The organism is Rothia nasimurium (genome assembly GCF_042660305.1).
Taxonomy (GTDB): Bacteria; Actinomycetota; Actinomycetes; order Actinomycetales; family Micrococcaceae; genus Rothia; species Rothia nasimurium.
The window spans coordinates 76,450-93,760 of the sequence record NZ_JBHSTW010000018.1; the positions used below are offsets into that span (position 1 = coordinate 76,450).

Consider the following 17,311-nt stretch of genomic DNA (forward strand, 5'->3'; position numbering starts at 1 on the left):
ATGGCACTGAAAGTTGAAGTCGTTTCCCGTGAACGAGTCGTGTGGGTTGGCGAAGCCAAGTACGTGCGTGCGCGCACCGTCGATGGCGACCTGGGTATCATGCCCGGTCACATCCCCACCATGGCCCTTCTCGCTGAAGACGGTGAGCTTCTGATTGAGGCAACCAGCGGTGAGAAGAAGACCACCCGCCTGCACGAAGGTTTCTTGACCGTCTCTAACGATCGAGTCACCATCGCAGCTAAGCACGCACAGATCTAACCAGATTACTGTGACGAAAGGACGCTGCCCTTCCCCAGAGATGGGGGAGGGCGGCGTCCTTATTTTTTTAGCTTTCTTCTTGTTTAGAAGAGGCGGGATTCCACGTCATCTACTCCGCGCATGGCATCGTAGTCGAGAGCCACACAGCGGATGCCACGGTCTTCTGCCAGCGTGCGGGCCTGGGGCTTGATGCGCTGGGCAGCAAAGACACCCTGAACCGGTGCTAGCAGGGGGTCGCGGTTGAGGAGCTCTAGGTAGCGGGTGAGCTGTTCTACACCGTCGATATCGCCCACACGCTTGAGCTCGACAGCCACAGAGACGCCCCCGGCGTCCTTGGCCAAAATATCCACCGGGCCGATTGCCGTGGGGTACTCGCGGCGCACCAGGCGGTAGCCCGCACCAAGAAGCTCAATCTGTTCAGCCAACAGGCGCTGTAAGTCGGCCTCAACGCCGTCCTTAATAAGGCCCGGGTCAATACCCAGGTCGTGGCTGAGTTCCCCGTGGGTGCCGAAGACGCGAATGACTAGCTTGTCGTCGCTCTTGGCGGCTTGCACGGTCCACAGCTCGCTCACATCGGGGTCAAGATCCTCGGCTACCGAGGTGCCCTCGAACTCTTCGCGAGGGGAAATATGCAGGCGGCAGGGTGGGCTCATCCAGTTCAGGGGCTTGTAGGAGCCGCCGTCGGAGTGGATCAGCACCGAGCCGTCATTCTTGATCATGAGCAGGCGGGTAGCACGGGGCAGATGGGCATTGAGACGGCCCATGTAGTCTACGGAACAATCAGCTATAACTAAACGCACCGTACCACTCTAACAGGTGGCTTGGGCGGGCACACCGGTGCATGAAAGAATGGGGGAATGCCTCGTCGTTCTTCATCTAAGCCCCGCCGCCCCAACTCTAACTCCGGGGCAGCTCCCAGCAAGTGGCAGAAAGCCCGCCCCGCTGGGCGCGATATTTCCCGTATTCTTGACCCTGCCCCGCGAGTGGAGCGGGCCCAAGACGGGGACTGGTATGTGCAATACATTCCCTCGATTAACGCTCTGAAAACCTATAAGTGCCCCGAATGTGGGCGGCCTATCCACCCAGGTATCGCGCACCTGGTGGTCTGGCAGCAGGACCACATGTTTGGTGCTCAGCGGGCTATCGAGGAGCGTCGCCACTGGCACGAGCGGTGCTGGGCAACTCGTAGATTCTGGTAGAACCCGGCGGGTTGCACCAGAACTAGAGCGTTAGAAGCGTAGAAAAACCCGGTAGCGATCCTACGCAAAGGCATGGCGCTACCGGGTCAAGGAAAGCGGATGGGTCGTTAGAGCTGGTCCTGGCGGGGCACGAGTACCTCGTTGACCAGAATCAGCAGGGAAGCTGCGACGGGAATGGCGATGAGGGCACCGAGCACACCCCAGAGGGAGCCACCGGCAACCACCGCGATGATGGCTACAGCACCGGGCACGGCCACTGCTCTGCTCATGATGCGGGGGGAAATGAAGTAGGCCTCAATCTGCAGGTAAATCAGGTAGGGGATAAGGAAGAAGAGGGCGGTCTGCCAGCTATCAATGAGCGAGATGACCGAGACCAGGACGGCGGCACTGACGCCACCGACTAGGGGAATGAAGGCCAGGAGCAGGACGAAGAGCATGAGCAGCTGGGCGAAGGGAACGCCCACGATCAGCATGATGATGGCTGCGCAGGTGGCGTTGCAAATCGCCACGAGAGCCTGGCCCATGACGTACTGGCCAACAGAGCTGGTGATTTTTTCGGTGAGGTAGCCGACGCGTTCACGCTTGGAGGCGGGAGCCAGGCGGATGAACCAGGCCTTAATAGTGGGTAGGGAGGCGAGCACGTAGATGGAGAGGAAGAGCACGATAATCGTGCCGGTGGTGATTTCCGCCAGGGTGGAGCCCGCGTTCATGAGGGAGTTCATAAAGCCGCTCACCACAGAGGTGTCTGAGGTGACCTGTTCAAAGAACTTCTCTACCTCGGCATCTACCGCTGATCGGATGTGGTAACGCTCATCGAGACCTGAGAAAAGATCTGAGTTGAGGAAGTTCTCAAACTGCTGGGGGAAGCCGGTGATGAAGGAAACTGCCTGGCGGGCGATGATGGGTACTATCCAGAAGATGAGGGCGGCAGCTACCGCAACGAAGAAGAGGAAGACGACGGTGACGCCTGCCCCGCGCGGAAGGCCCCACTGTTCGAGTTTGCGTACAGCCGGGTCTAGCCCCAGACCGATGAACACTGCGCCGGTGAGCCAGCCGGCTAGGGCGCCAATGTTAAGCACAAAGTACATGCCCATCCAGGCAAGCCCCACACCGACGGCCAGCATGAAACCAAAGTAGATTGGGTTGCTGATGTAGCGGCCCTTGCCGGGGGCGAGGGCGTGGGTTTCTGGGGGAGCGGGGGCGGCGCCGTCCTTATTCTCTTTGAGGTGGGCCGGTTCTTCGGGCAGCTGGAGGCGGTGGCGGGGCCGGGCACCGGGGATAGTCGGTAGCGCGAACTTGTTGTTCTGCGACTGCCTGGTGCCGCTTTCTTCGGTGTTGGCCGGGGAATCTGGTTGCGCGGACGCCTGTGCGCGGCTGGTGCGAGAGGTGAGAGACCGCAGGAGTCGGGAGGGAGAAAAAGATGAGGGCATGCTGGCTACTCGGGTAGTGGTGTAGTTACTGTGTTCAACCTTATCGTGATTCTGCCCTGGGCTAGAACTAGGGCAGGGGTGCCCGCTTACCGGCTGAGCTTTGGCACCATAGAGTGTAGAGATATTTGTCGTTGTGAAAGGAAGGCCAATGGCCGGGATTGACGATCAGAACCTACCCGCTTCGGTACGAAATGCCCTGGATCTGGGGGCTGCGGGGTCGGCAGGTTCCAGCGCTGAGCCTGCTGAGGAGAACGCCGCAGCCAGCTGGCGACTGGACGTAACCGATGTGGCCCAGTTCCAGCAGCTGGTGCAGGAGTCCAACCGGGGCGCCGTGATTTTTGCCCTGTGGGCACCCCACTCACCGGCGTCGGTCCAGATGCTGGAGCAGGTCGAGGCCCTGGTGAACTCTGCCGGCGGCAATCTGCTGCTGGCTGCCGTTGATATCACCAAGACCCCCGAGATCGGGCAGGCCTTCCAGATTCAGGGCGTACCTGCGGCCGTGGCTGTGCTCGCTGGCCGCCCAGCCCCGCTCTTCAACGGCCCCGTTGAGCCCCAGGCCCTGACCGAGGTGCTGGGCCAGGTGCTGCAGCTCGCCGCCCAGCAGGGCCTACCCGGTGGGTTCGAACCGGTGCTGTCAGAGGCTGAGAAGCCCCTGCCTCCCCTGCACCGGGAAGCTATCGAGGCGCTGGACCGGGGCGATTACCAGGGAGCGGAAGCCGCCTACACCCGCGCGCTCAACGAGAACCCGGGCGATACGGACGCTAAAATCGGCCTGGCTCAGGTTCACCTGCTCCACCGCGTCTCAACCCTGAACCTGGCAGAAGAACGCCAGAAAGCTGCCGCCGACGCTACCAACGTGCAGGCCCAGCTCAACGTCGCCGACCTAGATGTAGCTGGCGGGCACGTGGAAGACGCCTTCAACCGTCTTATCGCCCTCTTCAAGGCCGTGGACGCGGAGACTAAAACCACGGTGCGCGAACGCCTGCTAGAACTGTTCGAGGTTGTAGGCTCAGCCGACCCCCGCGTCACAAAGGCCCGCTCAGCCCTGATGATGGCTCTTTTTTAAGGAATCACCCTAGCGGGGGAGGGAAAAGCTCGTGATGCTGGCTACAGTGGAGATATGGCACACGAGAACCTTCCCCCGCAGAATAAACCTTACGACCAAACCCACAACCGGCCAGTAGAGACACCCGGCAGCAGCTTGACTGAGCCAGTTTCAGCGCCAGTAGAAGCTGAAGTCGCAGAGGCCAGCAGGGGCAGCGCAGCCCTGGAGATCACCAACCTGGTGAAGGTCTTTGGCCAGCAGGCTGCGGTAGACGGAGTCAACCTCACCGTGCCCAGAGGCTCCTTCTACGGGCTGGTAGGACGCAACGGCGCAGGTAAGACCACCACTCTCTCCATGGCAACGGGCCTGCTCAAGCCCACCGCCGGGCAGGTACTGGTGGGCGGTCTGGACGTCTGGGCCAACCCCCTAGATGCTAAACGCCGGGTGGGCGTGTTGCCTGACGGCGTCCGCCTCTTCGATAAGCTCACCGGCGAGCAGCTCCTCACCTACGCCGGCCGCCTGCACGGGCTCGATAAGGCAACCGTGGCTGAGCGAACCCGCGACCTGCTCACGGCTATGGACTTGACCGGGGCCGCCGGCCGCAAGGTCGCCGACTACTCAGCCGGTATGACCAAGAAAATAGCCCTGGCCTGCGCCATGATCCACGCACCCTCTCTGCTGGTGCTCGATGAGCCCTTTGAGGCGGTGGACCCGGTCTCAGCCTCGAACATCCAGGATATTCTCAAGGCCTATGTGGCAGGCGGCGGCACCGTCATTATCTCATCCCACGTCATGGACCTAGTCCAGCGCCTCTGCGACCACGTTGCCATTATGAACGCCGGCCGTATTTTGGCCTCTGGCACCGTGGAACAGGTTCGCGGCGGCGTATCGCTAGAAGAACGATTTGTTGAACTGGTGGGCGGACGCGTTGTATCGGAGGGAATCTCATGGTTGCAGTCCTCCTAAAACTTAAACTCGACCACTTCCTCGCTATCTTCCGTAACGGGAATGCCTGGGCTATCGTGGGCCTAGTCTTTGGCCTGCTCTACGGGCTCGGCGCCGTAGTGGTCGTGGCTGGTTTAGGTTTCACCCTGCAGAACCCTGCCGACTCCCTACTGATTCTGGGGGTGGCAGGTAGCCTGCTGACCCTGGCCTGGTGGCTGATACCCCTGGTGGCAGCCGGTGCCGACCCCACCCTAGACCCGGAGCGCCTCGCTCCCTATCCCATTACCGTCCGCCAGCTCATGGGCGGCCAAGTCCTGGGGGCTCTGATTGGGGTGCCCGGTATGCTGACGGTACTAGCCGTCCTGGCTCTGATAACTTCCAACTTCTACTCGCTAGCGGCTACTCTGGCTTTCATCCCGGCAGGTTTACTGGGACTTGCCCTTGCCATTCTGGGCGGACGCCTGACTGCGGTAGCCTCTATACCCGTCCGCTCGCGACGCTCAGTGAGTAACGCCCTCACCCTTCTTGCCTTTGCGGCCCTGATCTTTGCCGGGCCCCTGATGCTGGCGACTATCACGGGCATCACCAGCAACACCGAGCAGCTCCGGCAGATTCTCGGCTACCTGCAGTGGACCCCTGTAGCCTCAGCCTGGGCTATCGCGCCGCAGGTTGGGGCAGGTCGCTATGGCCTGGCAGTAGCTCTTGCCGCACTCACTCTGGTCTACTGTGCCCTAGCCTGGTTCATCTGGCAGTTCTTTGCGGCTAAGACCATGGCCAGCGTGGGGGATTCCACCGGGGTGCAGGACGAAGGCAAAACCCTGGCCCAGGGTAACCTGGGGCTTCTGGGGCGCTTCCCGGCCACCGTGCGCGGGGCTATCGCCGCCCGTACCCTCGATATGATGCTCCGGGATTCCCGGGCCAACCTCAACGTGCTCATGATGCCGCTCATGTATATCTTGATGGTTTTTATCTCGGGAAGCTTTATCGTCTCAGCGAACGGGGCGGAGGAAGAGATGACGAACCCCATGGCCTTCGTCATGGCGGTCGCCTTCATACCGGCGATGGCAGGCTACTCCCAGTCTGCCCTGGCTTCTTTTGAAGGCTCGGCCTTCTCCCTGCACGCCCTCTCACCCCTGCGCGGCATTGACGACAGGCTGGGGCGGGCCTACGGCATGATGCTGCTCTACCTGCCCATGATTGTGCTGGGCACCCTGACCTTTGCTTTCCTGACCGGTCACGCTGCCTGGGCCCTGCCTCTACTGGTGAGCTCCCTGGGAACCTACTTTATCGCCAACGGCATGGCCAACTACCTCGACACCGTCTTCAACGCCCCCGTGGTCCCACCGGGAACCAGCCCCTGGAAGACCCCGGAACAGCCAGACGGTATGGCTAAGACTATGGCACGGGGCTTTATCATCTTTATCCCCATGGCTCTCTCCCTGCCGTCCCTCATCGGTATGGGGGCCACGGCTATCGTCGGTAGCATGCTCTGGTTCTGGCTGGGTGCCGCCGTCACCGCCCTGATTGGGGTAGCAGCCTTCTATCTGGGCGTCCGCGCCGGAGCGAAAAACTACGAACGGCACGTAGCAGACATGTACCAACGAGTAGCCCGCTACAGCTAACCGCACCTCAACCTGCTAGAAGCAGGTAACCCCACCAGCGGCGTCCGGCCCCTGCCCCACAGCAGGAGCCGGACGCCGTCTTGACGGGGGCACTACACTGGTAGACAAGACCAACTGCTTTGAGATAAAGGAGACCCGGCATGTCATCGATTCCCGGCATCGAAGACCCCTTCCCCGAAACTGCCCACTCCGGCGTCACCGCCCTGCTGGAACGCGAAGAAGTCCAGAACGTCGAACCCGGCGACCACGAACGCTTCGCCCACTACGTGCGCAAAGAAAAAATCATGGAGTCCGCCCTCACCGGCAAGCCCGTGCGCGCCCTCTGCGGCAAAAAGTGGACCCCCGGCCGCGACCCCGAAAAGTTCCCCGTCTGCCCCGAATGCAAGGAAATCTATGAGGGCCTTGCACCCGGCGACAACGACGAAAACTAACACACCATCACTCGCTCAGAACCACCTCTAAGGAAACACACATGACCTCACCCCAAACCTCGCGCCGTACCCTGGCCACAGCCGGCCTCTGGGCGGCGCCCGTCGTCGCGTCCTCAGCCCTTGTGCCTGCCTATGCCGCCAGCACCAGCGTCATTACCCCTACTCTGACTGTACGCTGGGGGCTCTTCTCCCAGGTCGCTATCGAGGACGCCAGCGCCGGCTACAACACTAACGTCGGCGTAGCCTCAATATTCGGCGGTACCAGCAATTCCACCGGTGACGTGCAGTTTGACGACTCCACCGGCCTCATTACGGACGGCGCAACCGGCCTGGTTGCCAACGGTGAGGGCACCTTCACCCCCGGCGGTAGCCTGGGCGGCTTCAACTCCGGCACCTACGGCGGCACCGGCCTCTGGTTCTCTAGCCCCGAAGACACCACGGGAGCACCCGTAGCGGGCACCGCCGTCCTCGCCGCGGGAGCCTCCTTCCGCCTGGACTACGTGGTCACCTTCCCCGACGGCTGGGACCCCTTACCCATCGACAGCGCGCGTGACGGCGAAACCCGCCACCTGGTCAAGCAGAGCGGCGGCAGCGCCGTAACCGCCACCGGCGTCAACAGCGCAGAGATGACCGCAACCTACGGAGCGCAGACAACCAACGGCCAGCAGCAGACCGTGAGCGTCACCTACACCACTAATGAGACCATCACCCTCACCTCCGACGGCTCAAGCACCTCAACCCTGGCCCAGCTACTTCTCAGCCAGGCCCCGGTCTACTACGGGGACAACCCCGAAGCCGACTTCGAGGTCGTCCTCACCGTAGTCTCGGGCGCCATCGTTATCAACGCCACCGACGGCCGATCTGAGACCATCAACCTCGCCGGTCAGACCCTGAGCAACCTGCTACCCGCCCTGCCGGTAGCCTAGTCAACCAGACTCATCGAGAGATGACTCATAGCCCCATTCGCTCCCGAATGGGGCTAAACTTTTGTGGTGCCCAAAAACCTTGAGGGCAGCCACAGAGGGAAGGGAAGATACGAGATGAACGACAGCCAGCTACCACTCTTCGGCGAAGGCTCCAACCCGCCCCTGCCCCCGGCCTACCCCGACCGCGCCGCCTGGGGAACCGCCCCCAAGCTGCGCGCCTGGCAGGCCGAAGCCATGACCAAGTACTTTACAGAGAACCCCCGCGACTTCATGGCCGTGGCAACCCCCGGCGCAGGTAAAACTACCTTCGCCCTCACCGTCGCCAAAGAACTCTTCAACCGCGGCACCATCAACCGTATGACCGTGGTCGCCCCCACCGACCACCTCAAACGCCAGTGGGCCGACGCCGCCGCCCGCGTCGGCATCTCCATCGACCCCAACTTCAAAAACTCAGATGGCACTATGGGTCGTGGCTACCAGGGCGTCGCCCTCACCTACGCCCAGGTCGCCAACAAGCCCATGCTGCACCGGGCCCGCACCGAAAACGGCCGCACCCTGGTGATCATGGACGAAATTCACCACGCCGGTGACTCCCTCTCCTGGGGCGACGGCCTGCGCGAAGCCTTCGAACCGGCCACCCGCCGTCTAGCCCTGACCGGTACCCCCTTCCGCTCCGACACCGCAGCCATCCCCTTCGTCCGATACGAAGAGGACGCCGACGGCATCCGCCGCTCCAAATCCGACTACTCCTACGGCTATGGCCCCGCCCTCAAAGACCACGTCGTACGCCCCGTCATCTTCATGGCCTACTCCGGCCAGATGCGCTGGCGCACCTCCGCCGGCGAAGAAATGGCCGCCAACCTGGGGGAGGGCTTCACCAAGGACGTCACCGCCCAAGCCTGGCGCACCGCACTCAACCCCGACGGCGAATGGATCCCCACCGTACTCGCCGCCGCCGACAAACGCCTGACCGAAGTACGCCGCACCGTCCCCGACGCCGGCGGCCTCGTCATCGCCACCGACCACGCTGACGCCCGCGCCTACGCCAAACAGCTCCAAAAAATTACCGGCGAAAAACCCGCCCTCATTCTCTCCGACGACAAAGAAGCCTCCAACAACATCGAAGAGTTCTCCGCAGGTCTTTCCCGCTGGATGGTAGCCGTGCGCATGGTATCCGAAGGCGTGGACGTCCCCCGCCTAGCCGTCGGCGTCTACGCCACCTCAACCTCCACCCCCCTCTTCTTCGCCCAGGCTATCGGACGATTCGTGCGCTCGCGAAAGCGCGGCGAAACCGCCTCGGTATTCTTGCCCTCCGTACCCCAGCTCATGATGCTGGCCAACGAGATGGAAACTGAACGGGATCACGCCCTGGACCGCAAGGGAGCTACCGACGAGGTGGTCGACCCCCTCAACGAGGGCTTGGACGACCACCTGATTGAAGAAGCCAACAAGGAAGAAGTAGCCAGCGACCAGCTCACCCGCGGCAAATTCGAGGCCATCGGCTCCCAGGCCTCCTTCCACGGGGTGCTCTTTGACGGGGCAGAGTTCTCCACCGGTGGCCTTGAAGTTGGCTCGGATGAAGAGCAAGACTTCCTCGGCATCCCCGGCCTACTGGACGCTGACCAGGTCGGCACCCTGCTACGCGCCCGCCAACAGGACCATGCCTCCCGGCGACCGGCGTCCGCCGCTCCCCAGGTCGTTGACCACCGCCAGCTCAAAGACCTGCGCAACAAGCTGGCTAAAAACGTAGCAGCCTGGGCTGCCCGTACCGGCAAGCCCCACGGCTCAATCCACAACGAACTGCGCCGCATCTGCGGTGGGCCTGCCGTTGCCCAGGCCTCAGCCGAACAGCTCCAAGCCCGCCTGGATAAATTGCAGGACTGGTTCGTGGGGCGCAAGTAGGGAGCCTGAGCCGGTGGTTGTGGTGCCAGCAGGCACCCTTAAACGCCAGCCCCGAGCCAGCCTGCTGGCACCACAACCACCAGCCACCATAGACCCAATCCCGAGCCAGCCTGCTATGACCACAAGCACTAGCCTCTGTGAAAAGCTAGCTCTCAGAAGACCTAGAGGACCTCGGTTACCGTTACCCCGGCGTCCTCCAGCTCATCGCTGATATCGTCCAGGGATTCCTCATCCACCGGAGCCGTCAAGTCGAGCAGCACGCGGGTCTCGTAGCCGGCATCCACCGCATCCAGGGCTGTGGCCTTGACACAAAAATCGGTGGCAATACCCACCACATCAACATCGGTGATATCGCGCTCAGCTAGCCAGTCATCGAGAGACAGCTTAGGGGTATCATCCTTGACCGGGGCGCCGGCCTCGCGCTCACCGGTCATCACCGTATCCTCGGGGGCCAGCAGGCCCTCAAAACCCGAGTAGGCAGCCTCAAACTCGCCCTTGTGGAAGTAGGCCTCGATGTAGTCGGTATCCAAATCCTCGTGTAGCTCAGCCCCGCGGCTCTCGGCCTTGCAGTGTACCGGCCAGGAGTCCTTGAAATCGGGGTTCTCAGAAAAGTGAGTTCCGGGGTCAACGTGCCAGTCCTGGGTGGCAACAATCGCCTCGTAGTCCCCGTGATGGTTCTCTGCAAACTCGCTAATGAGGGCAGCAACCTCGGCGCCACGCTCGGTAGCGAGTGAGCCACCGGCGCAAAAATCGTTCTGAACATCAACAATAATGAGTGCTTTTGACATCGTTTAGTCCTTACCTATCTAGGAGATAAATTCTGTGGGAATGACCGGGTCACCGGGGGAGAGGCGGGTAGCTGCAACCGGGAGTTCGGCGAGAGAGCGGGCATGACGCTCGGCCGCGCGGCGTACACCCTCAGCTCCGGTAAAGCCGGGCTGGACCTGCCCATCGACCACCAGGTCTACCATGAGCGGTCGGTCATTGGAGTCGGCAGGAGCCTCAATATCGAGGCCGACCACTTCGGCAGTAGCTGTGCCTGCGGTATCAAGGCGCCGAACGGCGGTTTTCTTGCCTCCCACAGAGGCCTTACCCGAGGACGCCTTAGCTACAGGCTCCATGACTCCCTGCGAGTTCTCGCGCAAGACCACCTTGTAGACCATGGACGAGGTGGGAACCCCGGAGCCCGTGACCAGCTTGGTGCCCACCCCGTAGGAGTTGACGGGGGCAGCGGCGAGTGAGGCGATAGCGTACTCGTCCAGGTCACTGGTGACGGTAATCTTGGTGCCGGTGTTTCCCAGCGCATCGAGCTGTTCGCGCACCTTCTGGGCCTGAGCCACCAGGTCGCCAGAATCAAGGCGAACCGCTCCAAGCTCCTGCCCGGCCAGCTCAACGGCAAGGTTCACAGCCTTCTCAACATCGTAGGTATCGACCAGCAGGGTGGTGCCCACCCCCAGGGAAGCCAGCTGGGCCTCAAAGGCCTGGCGCTCTGAGTCGTGCAAGAGGGTAAAGGCGTGGGCGCTGGTGCCGACGGTGTGGAGCCCGTAACGGCGGCCGGCCTCAAGATTCGAGGTAGCGGTAAACCCAGCGATGACGGCGGCACGGGCGGCAGATACAGCAGCCTGCTCATGAGCCCGGCGGGAGCCCATCTCTAGGCAAGGACGCTTGCCGGCGGCAACCGTCATACGGGAGGCCGCCGTGGCGACAGCAGAATCAAAGTTGAGGATTGAGAGGATAAAAGTCTCGAGCAGGCAGGCCTCTGCAAAGGATGCCTCGACCTGGAGCACGGGGGAGTGGGGGAAGAAGACCTCACCCTCGGCATAACCCCGGATGGAACCTGAAAAGCGGAAATGAGCAAGATAATCCAGGGTCTCTTCATTGACCACCTTGCGGGAGGCTAAAAATTCAAGCTCCTCGGTATCGAAGCGGAAGTTCTCTAGCCCCTCAAGCAACCTGCCGGTGCCAGCTAAGACGCCGTAGCGGCGTCCGCCCGAAAGCCTGCGGGTGAAGACCTCGAAGACGGTACGCCGGTGGGCAGCGCCTGAGGCTAGGGCAGCCTGCACCATGGTCAGCTCGTAGTGGTCGGTGAGGAGGGAAGTTTTTTGAGTCACGGGTATAACTTTATCCTTTGACCGTGCCCAAGCCCAGCCCCACCGCCGCGGTTCTGCTTGCCCCGAAAGTGAACGAGCTAGGGCACAGCGAAAGAAGAGCCCTATGATAGATAAGGTACAAATGACCTAAGGAGTACGCCCTATGCCTTCGGCTGCCTCAGCCACCGACACCCTGGCAGATCTTGAGCTCGATCTAGCCCTAGACGAGAGCACCCAGCTCAACCTGCCCTGGGCGGTCATTGTCTGGGACGACCCGGTTAACCTGATGAGCTTCGTGACCTATGTGCTGCGCACCCAGTTTGGCTACAGCACCGAAAAAGCCCACCAGCTCATGATGCAGGTACACACCAAAGGTAAGGCCACCGTCTTTAGCGGCTCCAAAGAAGAGGCCGAACGGCACACCACCGCCCTGCATACCTGGGGACTGTGGGCAACCATCGAGCAGGCAGGTGCATAGTCTTATGGCTGAACCCTTTACCCCAACCTCCCGTGGCATTACCGCCCGCTTCACCCCTGAAGAGGTACAGGTGCTCACCCGCCTGTTTGAGGACGTCGCCCTGGCACTAGAGCCGGAAGAAGACCCCAATGCTGACCCCCTGGCGGCCCTGGTGGGTATCTCTGAGACCGCCAGCGTGCCCAGTGACCCCGCTGTTGCCCGTATGCTGCCGGTGGCAAGCGACGACCCGGAAGTCGCTGATGAATACCGCCGCTTCACTGACCTTTCCCTACGCCGGGCCAAAATCGAACACCTCACCCAGGCCTCCATGGATTTGCAGGCCGGGGTTGTGAGGCTAGATACCGAGCGGGCCAATAGCTGGGCCGCTGCCCTCAACGACGTGCGTCTAACCCTAGGCACCCGTTTAGGGATTAACAGCGCTGAGGACGCCGACCGCATCGGCGAACACACCGACTGGGGCAGCGTAGAGAGCACCGAAGACTACATGGCCCTGCTTTATAACTTCGTCACCTGGCTGCAAGAAAGCCTCATGCAGAGCCTCCTGCTGGGTCTGGACGAGGCCGGGGCGGGGCCGTCCGCACCGTAAATAATCTTTCGTGACCGATTATGACGCCCCGCGCGGGCGCCGGGGCGTGATAGTCCACTCAAAAGCTGGTCGCTGCGATGGGCGCCCTACAGTTTTCTTCAACCTTTAGCTAATGTCAGGTGTGTAATGAGCGAAACCAACCCGAAACTCGTAACCCCCTGGGGTAGTCAGGTGCTTGCCGAACCCACCGCAAGCGCCCCCATCGGCGTGTTCGATTCGGGAGTGGGCGGCCTAACCGTTGCCCGCGCCATCATGGACCAGCTACCGCACGAGTCGGTGATTTACGTGGGCGACACCGCCCACGGCCCCTACGGCCCCCTGACCATCGCCCAGGTGCGAGCCCATGCCCTGCGCATCATGGACGAGCTGGTGGACTCCGGGGTCAAGCTCCTGGTGATTGCCTGCAACACGGCGTCGGCCGCTGTGCTGAGGGACGCCCGCGAGCGCTACACCCGCAAGTACGGTATTCAGGTGGTTGAGGTTATCCAGCCCGCCGCCCGCCGAGCGGTGGCGGCAACCCGCAACCGTAAAATCGGTGTCATCGCCACCGAAGCTACCGTGACCTCCCGGGCCTATGAAGACACCTTCTCGGTCATGAGCGACCTTGAAATCTACTCTGTGGCCTGCCCCCGCTTCGTAGAGTTCGTTGAAAAGGGCATTACCAGCGGCCCTGAGCTCCTTGAGACTGCCGAAGAATACCTGGCTCCTCTCAAGGAGGCCGGGGTCGATACCCTGGTGCTGGGCTGTACCCACTACCCCCTGCTCACCGGCGTCATTTCCTACATCATGGGGGACGACGTCACCCTCGTATCGTCCTCGGAAGAGTCGGCTAAGGACGTCTACAAGGCCCTGCTAAGAGCTGGCCTAGAGCGCCCCGCCGCCCTGCCGCCCTCCCACGAATTCCTGGCCACCGGCGAAACCGAAACCTTCGAGCACTTAGCCCGCCGCTTCCTAGGGCCCGAGGTCGCCAAGGTACGCCATACCAACTCGGTGGCAGAACGATTCCCCACCGGCTCCCTGGCAGTCGTTCCTCCCGAACTCATCACCCAGACTGTTACCACCCCGCGCATTACCATCACCACAGACACACCCTAAAGCACAGACACACAGAAGAAGGAAGACCACTCATGCGATTGACGGTCATAGGCTGTACAGGTTCCTTCCCCGGACCCAACGCAGCGGCCAGCTGCTACATGGTCTCAACCATTGACGACCTGGGCAAGACCTGGCGCATCATCGTTGATATGGGCAACGGAGCCCTGGGCACCCTTCAGTCCCACATCAACCTCGAAGATATCGACGCCATACTTATTTCCCATCTGCACCCCGACCACTGCATCGACCTTTCTGGCCTACACGTGGCGGTTAAATGGAACCCCAATGGCTGGTCTAAAGGCCCCATCCCCCTCTACGGCCCCAGCGATATCCACCAGTACCTGGTCAATACCCACGGCCTACCTCTGGAACCGGGCATGCACACCGAGTTTGAGTTCCATGAGTGGACCAACCACGCCGAAGTCAAAATCGGCCCCTTCACAGTGACCCCGCACGTGGTCGTCCACCCCACCAAAGAGCCCTACGCCCTACGCATCGAGTGCGAAACCAGTGAAGGTAAGACCGTGCTCACCTACTCCGGCGACACCGACTCCTGCATCGGTCTGATTGAAGCAGCCCGCGACGCCGACCTCTTCCTCTGCGAAGCTGCCTACCAGGAGGGCCGCGATGACGCCCTGCGCGGCATCCACCTGACCGGCAAACGTGCCGGTGAAGCGGCAGCCGAGGCGGGCGTCCGCAACCTGCTGCTCACCCACCTGCCCATCTGGAATGACCCCGCTATTGCCCTGGCCGAAGCCAAGAGCGTTTTTGACGGGCCGATATCGGTGGCTGAGGCTTCGGCAACTTACCGGGTCAACCCCCGCCGTAGCCCCGAGGAATATGCCAGCAACCCGCAGACCACCACCCTGAACGTCATTAGCCGCCACCAGGGGAGCTAGTTACCGCCCCTGCCCACAAGTAGCCAACGCAGACAACACGGGTGCAGAAAAGCGCCCGTGTTTTTGTGCGCCCCGGGCAACAGACGCTAGGCTGAAACCATGACAGAAAACATGGCAGCACCCACCCTACGCGGCGACGGCCGCACTCCCGACCAGCTCCGCCCCATCACCGTCACCCGCGGCTGGTCAAAGAACGCCGAAGGCTCGGCCCTGATTGAATTCGGCAACACCCGGGTGCTCTGCACCGCCTCACTGACCGAGGGCGTGCCCCGCTGGCTCAAGGGCCAGGGCACCGGCTGGGTCACCGCAGAATACGCCATGCTACCGCGCGCCACCAACACCCGTAACTCCCGTGAGTCGGTCAAGGGCAAGATTGGCGGCCGCACCCACGAAATTTCTCGACTGATTGGCCGCTCCCTGCGCGCCGTCATCGACACCGCTGAGCTGGGCGAGAACACCATCGTGCTCGACTGCGATGTGCTCCAGGCGGACGGCGGCACCCGCACCGCCGCTATCACCGGCGCCTATATCGCCCTGGCCGACGCCATCAAGTGGGCCCAGACCCAGGGCATTATCCCGGCCAAGGCTAAGCCCCTCACCGGCTCTGTTGCCGCAATTTCTGTGGGCATCATCGACGGCGTTCCTATGCTTGATCTGCCCTACGAAGAAGATGTGCGCGCCGAGACCGATATGAACGTGGTCGTCACCGGCGAAGGCAAGTTCGTTGAGGTTCAGGGAACCGCAGAGGGCGCCCCCTTCGATCGAGACGAACTGAACTCCCTGCTCGACTTGGCCCTGCACGGCACCGCGCAGCTAGCCCAGATCCAGCGCGAAGCCCTGGAGGACTAATGCCCGCCAAAATCGTTCTTGCCACCCACAACCAGGGGAAGCTGCGCGAGTTCCGCGAGATGCTGCGCGGCGCTATCGAGGGGCTGGACGTTGACACCGAGGTGATTGACGCCGGTACGGCTGGCGCCCCCGACGTGCTTGAAGACGGGGTCACCTTTGCCCAGAACTCCCTGCTCAAGGCCCGCGCGGTAGCGCAGGCAACAGGTCTGATTGCTATCGCCGATGATTCTGGCCTATCAGTTGATGTGCTCGGCGGCGCGCCCGGTATTTTCAGCGCCCGCTGGGCCGGTCAGCACGGGGACGATGAAGCCAACCTCAACCTGCTCCTAGCCCAGCTTTCAGACATTGCAGATGAGCACCGTCGCGCTCGTTTTGTCTGTGCGGCCTCGATGGTAACCCCCGAAGGTGTAGAGGCCGTGGAAGAGGGGGAGCTTGCCGGAACCCTGCTGCGCGAGCCCCGCGGTGAGGGCGGGTTCGGCTATGACCCGATCCTGGCAGCCGACGGTTTCACCGGCGAATATGCTGGCCTCTCCTGCGCCCAGGTGCCCGCCGATGTCAAGAATGCCATCAGCCACCGGAGCCAGGCTCTAGCCAAGCTTCTTCCCCACCTACAGGCCGCCCTGGCCCAGTAACAATCCTGTACGAGGTACCCTATGGCAGCGCACCTTACACTCATTGAACAGATGAAGGCTCTTCCCGTGGTCACGGCGGTGATGGAGCAAGCCGGTTTGAACATTCCCCGCGACCGCTGGGACATCCGGACCACCGGCTCTGCCCACATCATCGTCAACATGGGGGCGGAGCTGAGTGTGCGTATCGCCAAAACCCAGCAGACCGGGCACCTGGTAGCCCGCCGCACCGAGATCCTGCGGCGGCTACCCCAGGACCTTCCCTTTGCGGTACCCCGGCCTATCACCCGGGTTATCACCCGGAACGGCTTCACCGCTGTAGGGCTAACCTGGATTAAGGGGGAGCCTCGCCTGCAGGGTTCGGCCCCGCCCAAGCAGCTTGCCACCCTGGTCAAAGCTATCCACTCGGTAGATTTCAGCGGCTACGGGCCCTACCTTGACATGGTGCACGAGCACTGGGGCGGACGCGATAACTGGGAGGTGCTCCTGCGCGAGCAGGTCGTACCTCAGTTGCTCACCGGCGCCCAGAAGGTAGCTCACGCAGCCATAGATCGGGTACTGGCTCTGGAACCGGCCTCGCCGGTTCTCGTCCACGGCGACCTCGCCGGCCACAATATTCTCTGGAACGGCGACAAACTGGTCGGCGTTATCGACTGGGACCACGCCTCGGTAGGGGACGCAGCCGTTGACCACGCCGCCCTGGGTAACTTCTACGGCTGGGATTCCCTGGCCAAGGCACTGGATGATACCCAGCTGGAACGCGCCAAAATAGTGGCCCGCCTGCTACCGCTGCAGTCCCTGGCCTACACCATGCGCAACGGCATGGGCGGAGCTATCCAACGCCTGGCCGTGGAACGCGCCGACGAATGGTACCTGGACCACCGCACCGAGGTGCTTGCAGCTTAGACACTCTAGGGACAGAAGGGC

The 17,311-nt window shown here is 62.1% G+C and carries 19 protein-coding genes; 15 read left to right on the plus strand and 4 right to left on the minus strand.

Annotated elements, in window-relative coordinates; all coding sequences use genetic code 11:
• The gene (locus ACFP6B_RS07245) at positions 1-258 is read left to right on the plus strand and encodes a F0F1 ATP synthase subunit epsilon (RefSeq protein ID WP_135011542.1); all 258 of its coding nucleotides are present in this window, start codon (positions 1-3) and stop codon (positions 256-258) included.
• An 83-nt stretch (positions 259-341) separates the two neighbouring features.
• On the opposite strand, the gene nucS is transcribed toward ACFP6B_RS07245, so the two are convergent.
• Entirely contained in the window at positions 342-1,058 is a 717-nt protein-coding gene (gene nucS / locus ACFP6B_RS07250) for an endonuclease NucS (RefSeq protein ID WP_237185871.1), read from the minus strand.
• Between the two features lie 57 nt (positions 1,059-1,115).
• Here nucS and ACFP6B_RS07255 point away from each other — a divergent pair, with 57 nt between their 5' ends.
• Positions 1,116-1,457 (plus strand): ATP/GTP-binding protein, encoded by a 342-nt coding sequence (locus ACFP6B_RS07255; RefSeq protein ID WP_185174464.1) that lies wholly within the window; start codon positions 1,116-1,118, stop codon positions 1,455-1,457.
• Between the two features lie 107 nt (positions 1,458-1,564).
• On the opposite strand, the gene ACFP6B_RS07260 is transcribed toward ACFP6B_RS07255, so the two are convergent.
• A complete protein-coding gene (locus ACFP6B_RS07260; protein WP_377128732.1) occupies positions 1,565-2,887 on the minus strand; it encodes an AI-2E family transporter in 1,323 nt (440 codons plus the stop codon).
• A gap of 148 nt (positions 2,888-3,035) precedes the next feature.
• Between ACFP6B_RS07260 and ACFP6B_RS07265 the strand changes: the two genes are divergently transcribed.
• From ACFP6B_RS07265 to ACFP6B_RS07290, 6 genes are all read left to right on the plus strand, one after another.
• Positions 3,036-3,953, plus strand: a complete 918-nt coding sequence (locus tag ACFP6B_RS07265) for a co-chaperone YbbN (protein ID WP_377128735.1) — start codon at positions 3,036-3,038, stop codon at positions 3,951-3,953.
• Between the two features lie 54 nt (positions 3,954-4,007).
• Complete coding sequence (locus ACFP6B_RS07270) at positions 4,008-4,898, plus strand: ABC transporter ATP-binding protein (protein WP_377128738.1); 891 nt, start codon at positions 4,008-4,010, stop codon at positions 4,896-4,898.
• Positions 4,880-6,499 (plus strand): hypothetical protein, encoded by a 1,620-nt coding sequence (locus tag ACFP6B_RS07275; protein ID WP_377128741.1) that lies wholly within the window; start codon positions 4,880-4,882, stop codon positions 6,497-6,499. Before ACFP6B_RS07270 ends, ACFP6B_RS07275 begins: the two co-directional genes overlap by 19 nt.
• Positions 6,500-6,639: 140 nt before the next feature.
• Positions 6,640-6,930: a DUF3039 domain-containing protein gene (locus ACFP6B_RS07280; RefSeq protein ID WP_377128744.1), complete on the plus strand. Its 291-nt coding sequence runs from the start codon at positions 6,640-6,642 to the stop codon at positions 6,928-6,930.
• Between the two features lie 41 nt (positions 6,931-6,971).
• The gene (locus tag ACFP6B_RS07285) at positions 6,972-7,856 is read left to right on the plus strand and encodes a hypothetical protein (RefSeq protein ID WP_377128747.1); all 885 of its coding nucleotides are present in this window, start codon (positions 6,972-6,974) and stop codon (positions 7,854-7,856) included.
• Between the two features lie 114 nt (positions 7,857-7,970).
• Positions 7,971-9,758 carry a DEAD/DEAH box helicase gene (locus tag ACFP6B_RS07290; RefSeq protein ID WP_377128750.1) on the plus strand — a complete coding sequence of 596 codons (1,788 nt, stop codon included), beginning with the start codon at positions 7,971-7,973 and terminating at the stop codon, positions 9,756-9,758.
• A gap of 161 nt (positions 9,759-9,919) precedes the next feature.
• On the opposite strand, the gene ACFP6B_RS07295 is transcribed toward ACFP6B_RS07290, so the two are convergent.
• Positions 9,920-10,546, minus strand: coding sequence for an isochorismatase family protein (locus ACFP6B_RS07295; protein WP_377128753.1), 627 nt, complete (start codon positions 10,544-10,546; stop codon positions 9,920-9,922).
• Positions 10,547-10,564: 18 nt separating this feature from the next.
• Positions 10,565-11,869, minus strand: coding sequence for a nicotinate phosphoribosyltransferase (locus ACFP6B_RS07300; RefSeq protein WP_377128762.1), 1,305 nt, complete (start codon positions 11,867-11,869; stop codon positions 10,565-10,567).
• Between the two features lie 142 nt (positions 11,870-12,011).
• Here ACFP6B_RS07300 and clpS point away from each other — a divergent pair, with 142 nt between their 5' ends.
• The 7 genes from clpS to ACFP6B_RS07335 all read left to right on the plus strand — a co-directional run bounded on the left by clpS (position 12,012) and on the right by ACFP6B_RS07335 (position 17,290).
• Entirely contained in the window at positions 12,012-12,326 is a 315-nt protein-coding gene (gene clpS, locus ACFP6B_RS07305) for an ATP-dependent Clp protease adapter ClpS (protein WP_377128765.1), read from the plus strand.
• A gap of 4 nt (positions 12,327-12,330) precedes the next feature.
• Positions 12,331-12,912 carry a DUF2017 domain-containing protein gene (locus ACFP6B_RS07310; protein ID WP_377128768.1) on the plus strand — a complete coding sequence of 194 codons (582 nt, stop codon included), beginning with the start codon at positions 12,331-12,333 and terminating at the stop codon, positions 12,910-12,912.
• 126 nt (positions 12,913-13,038) lie between these two features.
• On the plus strand, positions 13,039-14,007 hold the full coding sequence (gene murI, locus ACFP6B_RS07315; RefSeq protein WP_237185881.1) for a glutamate racemase: 969 nt from the start codon (positions 13,039-13,041) through the stop codon (positions 14,005-14,007).
• A gap of 32 nt (positions 14,008-14,039) precedes the next feature.
• Positions 14,040-14,906: an MBL fold metallo-hydrolase gene (locus ACFP6B_RS07320; protein ID WP_377128771.1), complete on the plus strand. Its 867-nt coding sequence runs from the start codon at positions 14,040-14,042 to the stop codon at positions 14,904-14,906.
• A gap of 111 nt (positions 14,907-15,017) precedes the next feature.
• On the plus strand, positions 15,018-15,755 hold the full coding sequence (gene rph, locus ACFP6B_RS07325; protein ID WP_237223207.1) for a ribonuclease PH: 738 nt from the start codon (positions 15,018-15,020) through the stop codon (positions 15,753-15,755).
• Complete coding sequence (gene rdgB, locus ACFP6B_RS07330) at positions 15,755-16,387, plus strand: RdgB/HAM1 family non-canonical purine NTP pyrophosphatase (RefSeq protein WP_377128775.1); 633 nt, start codon at positions 15,755-15,757, stop codon at positions 16,385-16,387. Before rph ends, rdgB begins: the two co-directional genes overlap by 1 nt.
• Before the next feature lie 21 nt (positions 16,388-16,408).
• Positions 16,409-17,290: a phosphotransferase gene (locus ACFP6B_RS07335; RefSeq protein ID WP_237185885.1), complete on the plus strand. Its 882-nt coding sequence runs from the start codon at positions 16,409-16,411 to the stop codon at positions 17,288-17,290.
• The last annotated feature ends 21 nt before the right edge of the window (positions 17,291-17,311 follow it).

Coding starts and splice junctions, on each gene's coding strand:
- ACFP6B_RS07245 (WP_135011542.1), top strand. CDS start 1: ATGGCACTGAAAGTTGAAGTCGTTTCCCGTGAACGAGTCGTGTGGGTT.
- ACFP6B_RS07255 (WP_185174464.1), top strand. CDS start 1,116: ATGCCTCGTCGTTCTTCATCTAAGCCCCGCCGCCCCAACTCTAACTCC.
- ACFP6B_RS07260 (WP_377128732.1), bottom strand. CDS start 2,887: ATGCCCTCATCTTTTTCTCCCTCCCGACTCCTGCGGTCTCTCACCTCT.
- ACFP6B_RS07265 (WP_377128735.1), top strand. CDS start 3,036: ATGGCCGGGATTGACGATCAGAACCTACCCGCTTCGGTACGAAATGCC.
- ACFP6B_RS07270 (WP_377128738.1), top strand. CDS start 4,008: ATGGCACACGAGAACCTTCCCCCGCAGAATAAACCTTACGACCAAACC.
- ACFP6B_RS07275 (WP_377128741.1), top strand. CDS start 4,880: ATGGTTGCAGTCCTCCTAAAACTTAAACTCGACCACTTCCTCGCTATC.
- ACFP6B_RS07280 (WP_377128744.1), top strand. CDS start 6,640: ATGTCATCGATTCCCGGCATCGAAGACCCCTTCCCCGAAACTGCCCAC.
- ACFP6B_RS07285 (WP_377128747.1), top strand. CDS start 6,972: ATGACCTCACCCCAAACCTCGCGCCGTACCCTGGCCACAGCCGGCCTC.
- ACFP6B_RS07290 (WP_377128750.1), top strand. CDS start 7,971: ATGAACGACAGCCAGCTACCACTCTTCGGCGAAGGCTCCAACCCGCCC.
- ACFP6B_RS07295 (WP_377128753.1), bottom strand. CDS start 10,546: ATGTCAAAAGCACTCATTATTGTTGATGTTCAGAACGATTTTTGCGCC.
- clpS (WP_377128765.1), top strand. CDS start 12,012: ATGCCTTCGGCTGCCTCAGCCACCGACACCCTGGCAGATCTTGAGCTC.
- ACFP6B_RS07310 (WP_377128768.1), top strand. CDS start 12,331: ATGGCTGAACCCTTTACCCCAACCTCCCGTGGCATTACCGCCCGCTTC.
- murI (WP_237185881.1), top strand. CDS start 13,039: ATGAGCGAAACCAACCCGAAACTCGTAACCCCCTGGGGTAGTCAGGTG.
- ACFP6B_RS07320 (WP_377128771.1), top strand. CDS start 14,040: ATGCGATTGACGGTCATAGGCTGTACAGGTTCCTTCCCCGGACCCAAC.
- rph (WP_237223207.1), top strand. CDS start 15,018: ATGGCAGCACCCACCCTACGCGGCGACGGCCGCACTCCCGACCAGCTC.
- rdgB (WP_377128775.1), top strand. CDS start 15,755: ATGCCCGCCAAAATCGTTCTTGCCACCCACAACCAGGGGAAGCTGCGC.
- ACFP6B_RS07335 (WP_237185885.1), top strand. CDS start 16,409: ATGGCAGCGCACCTTACACTCATTGAACAGATGAAGGCTCTTCCCGTG.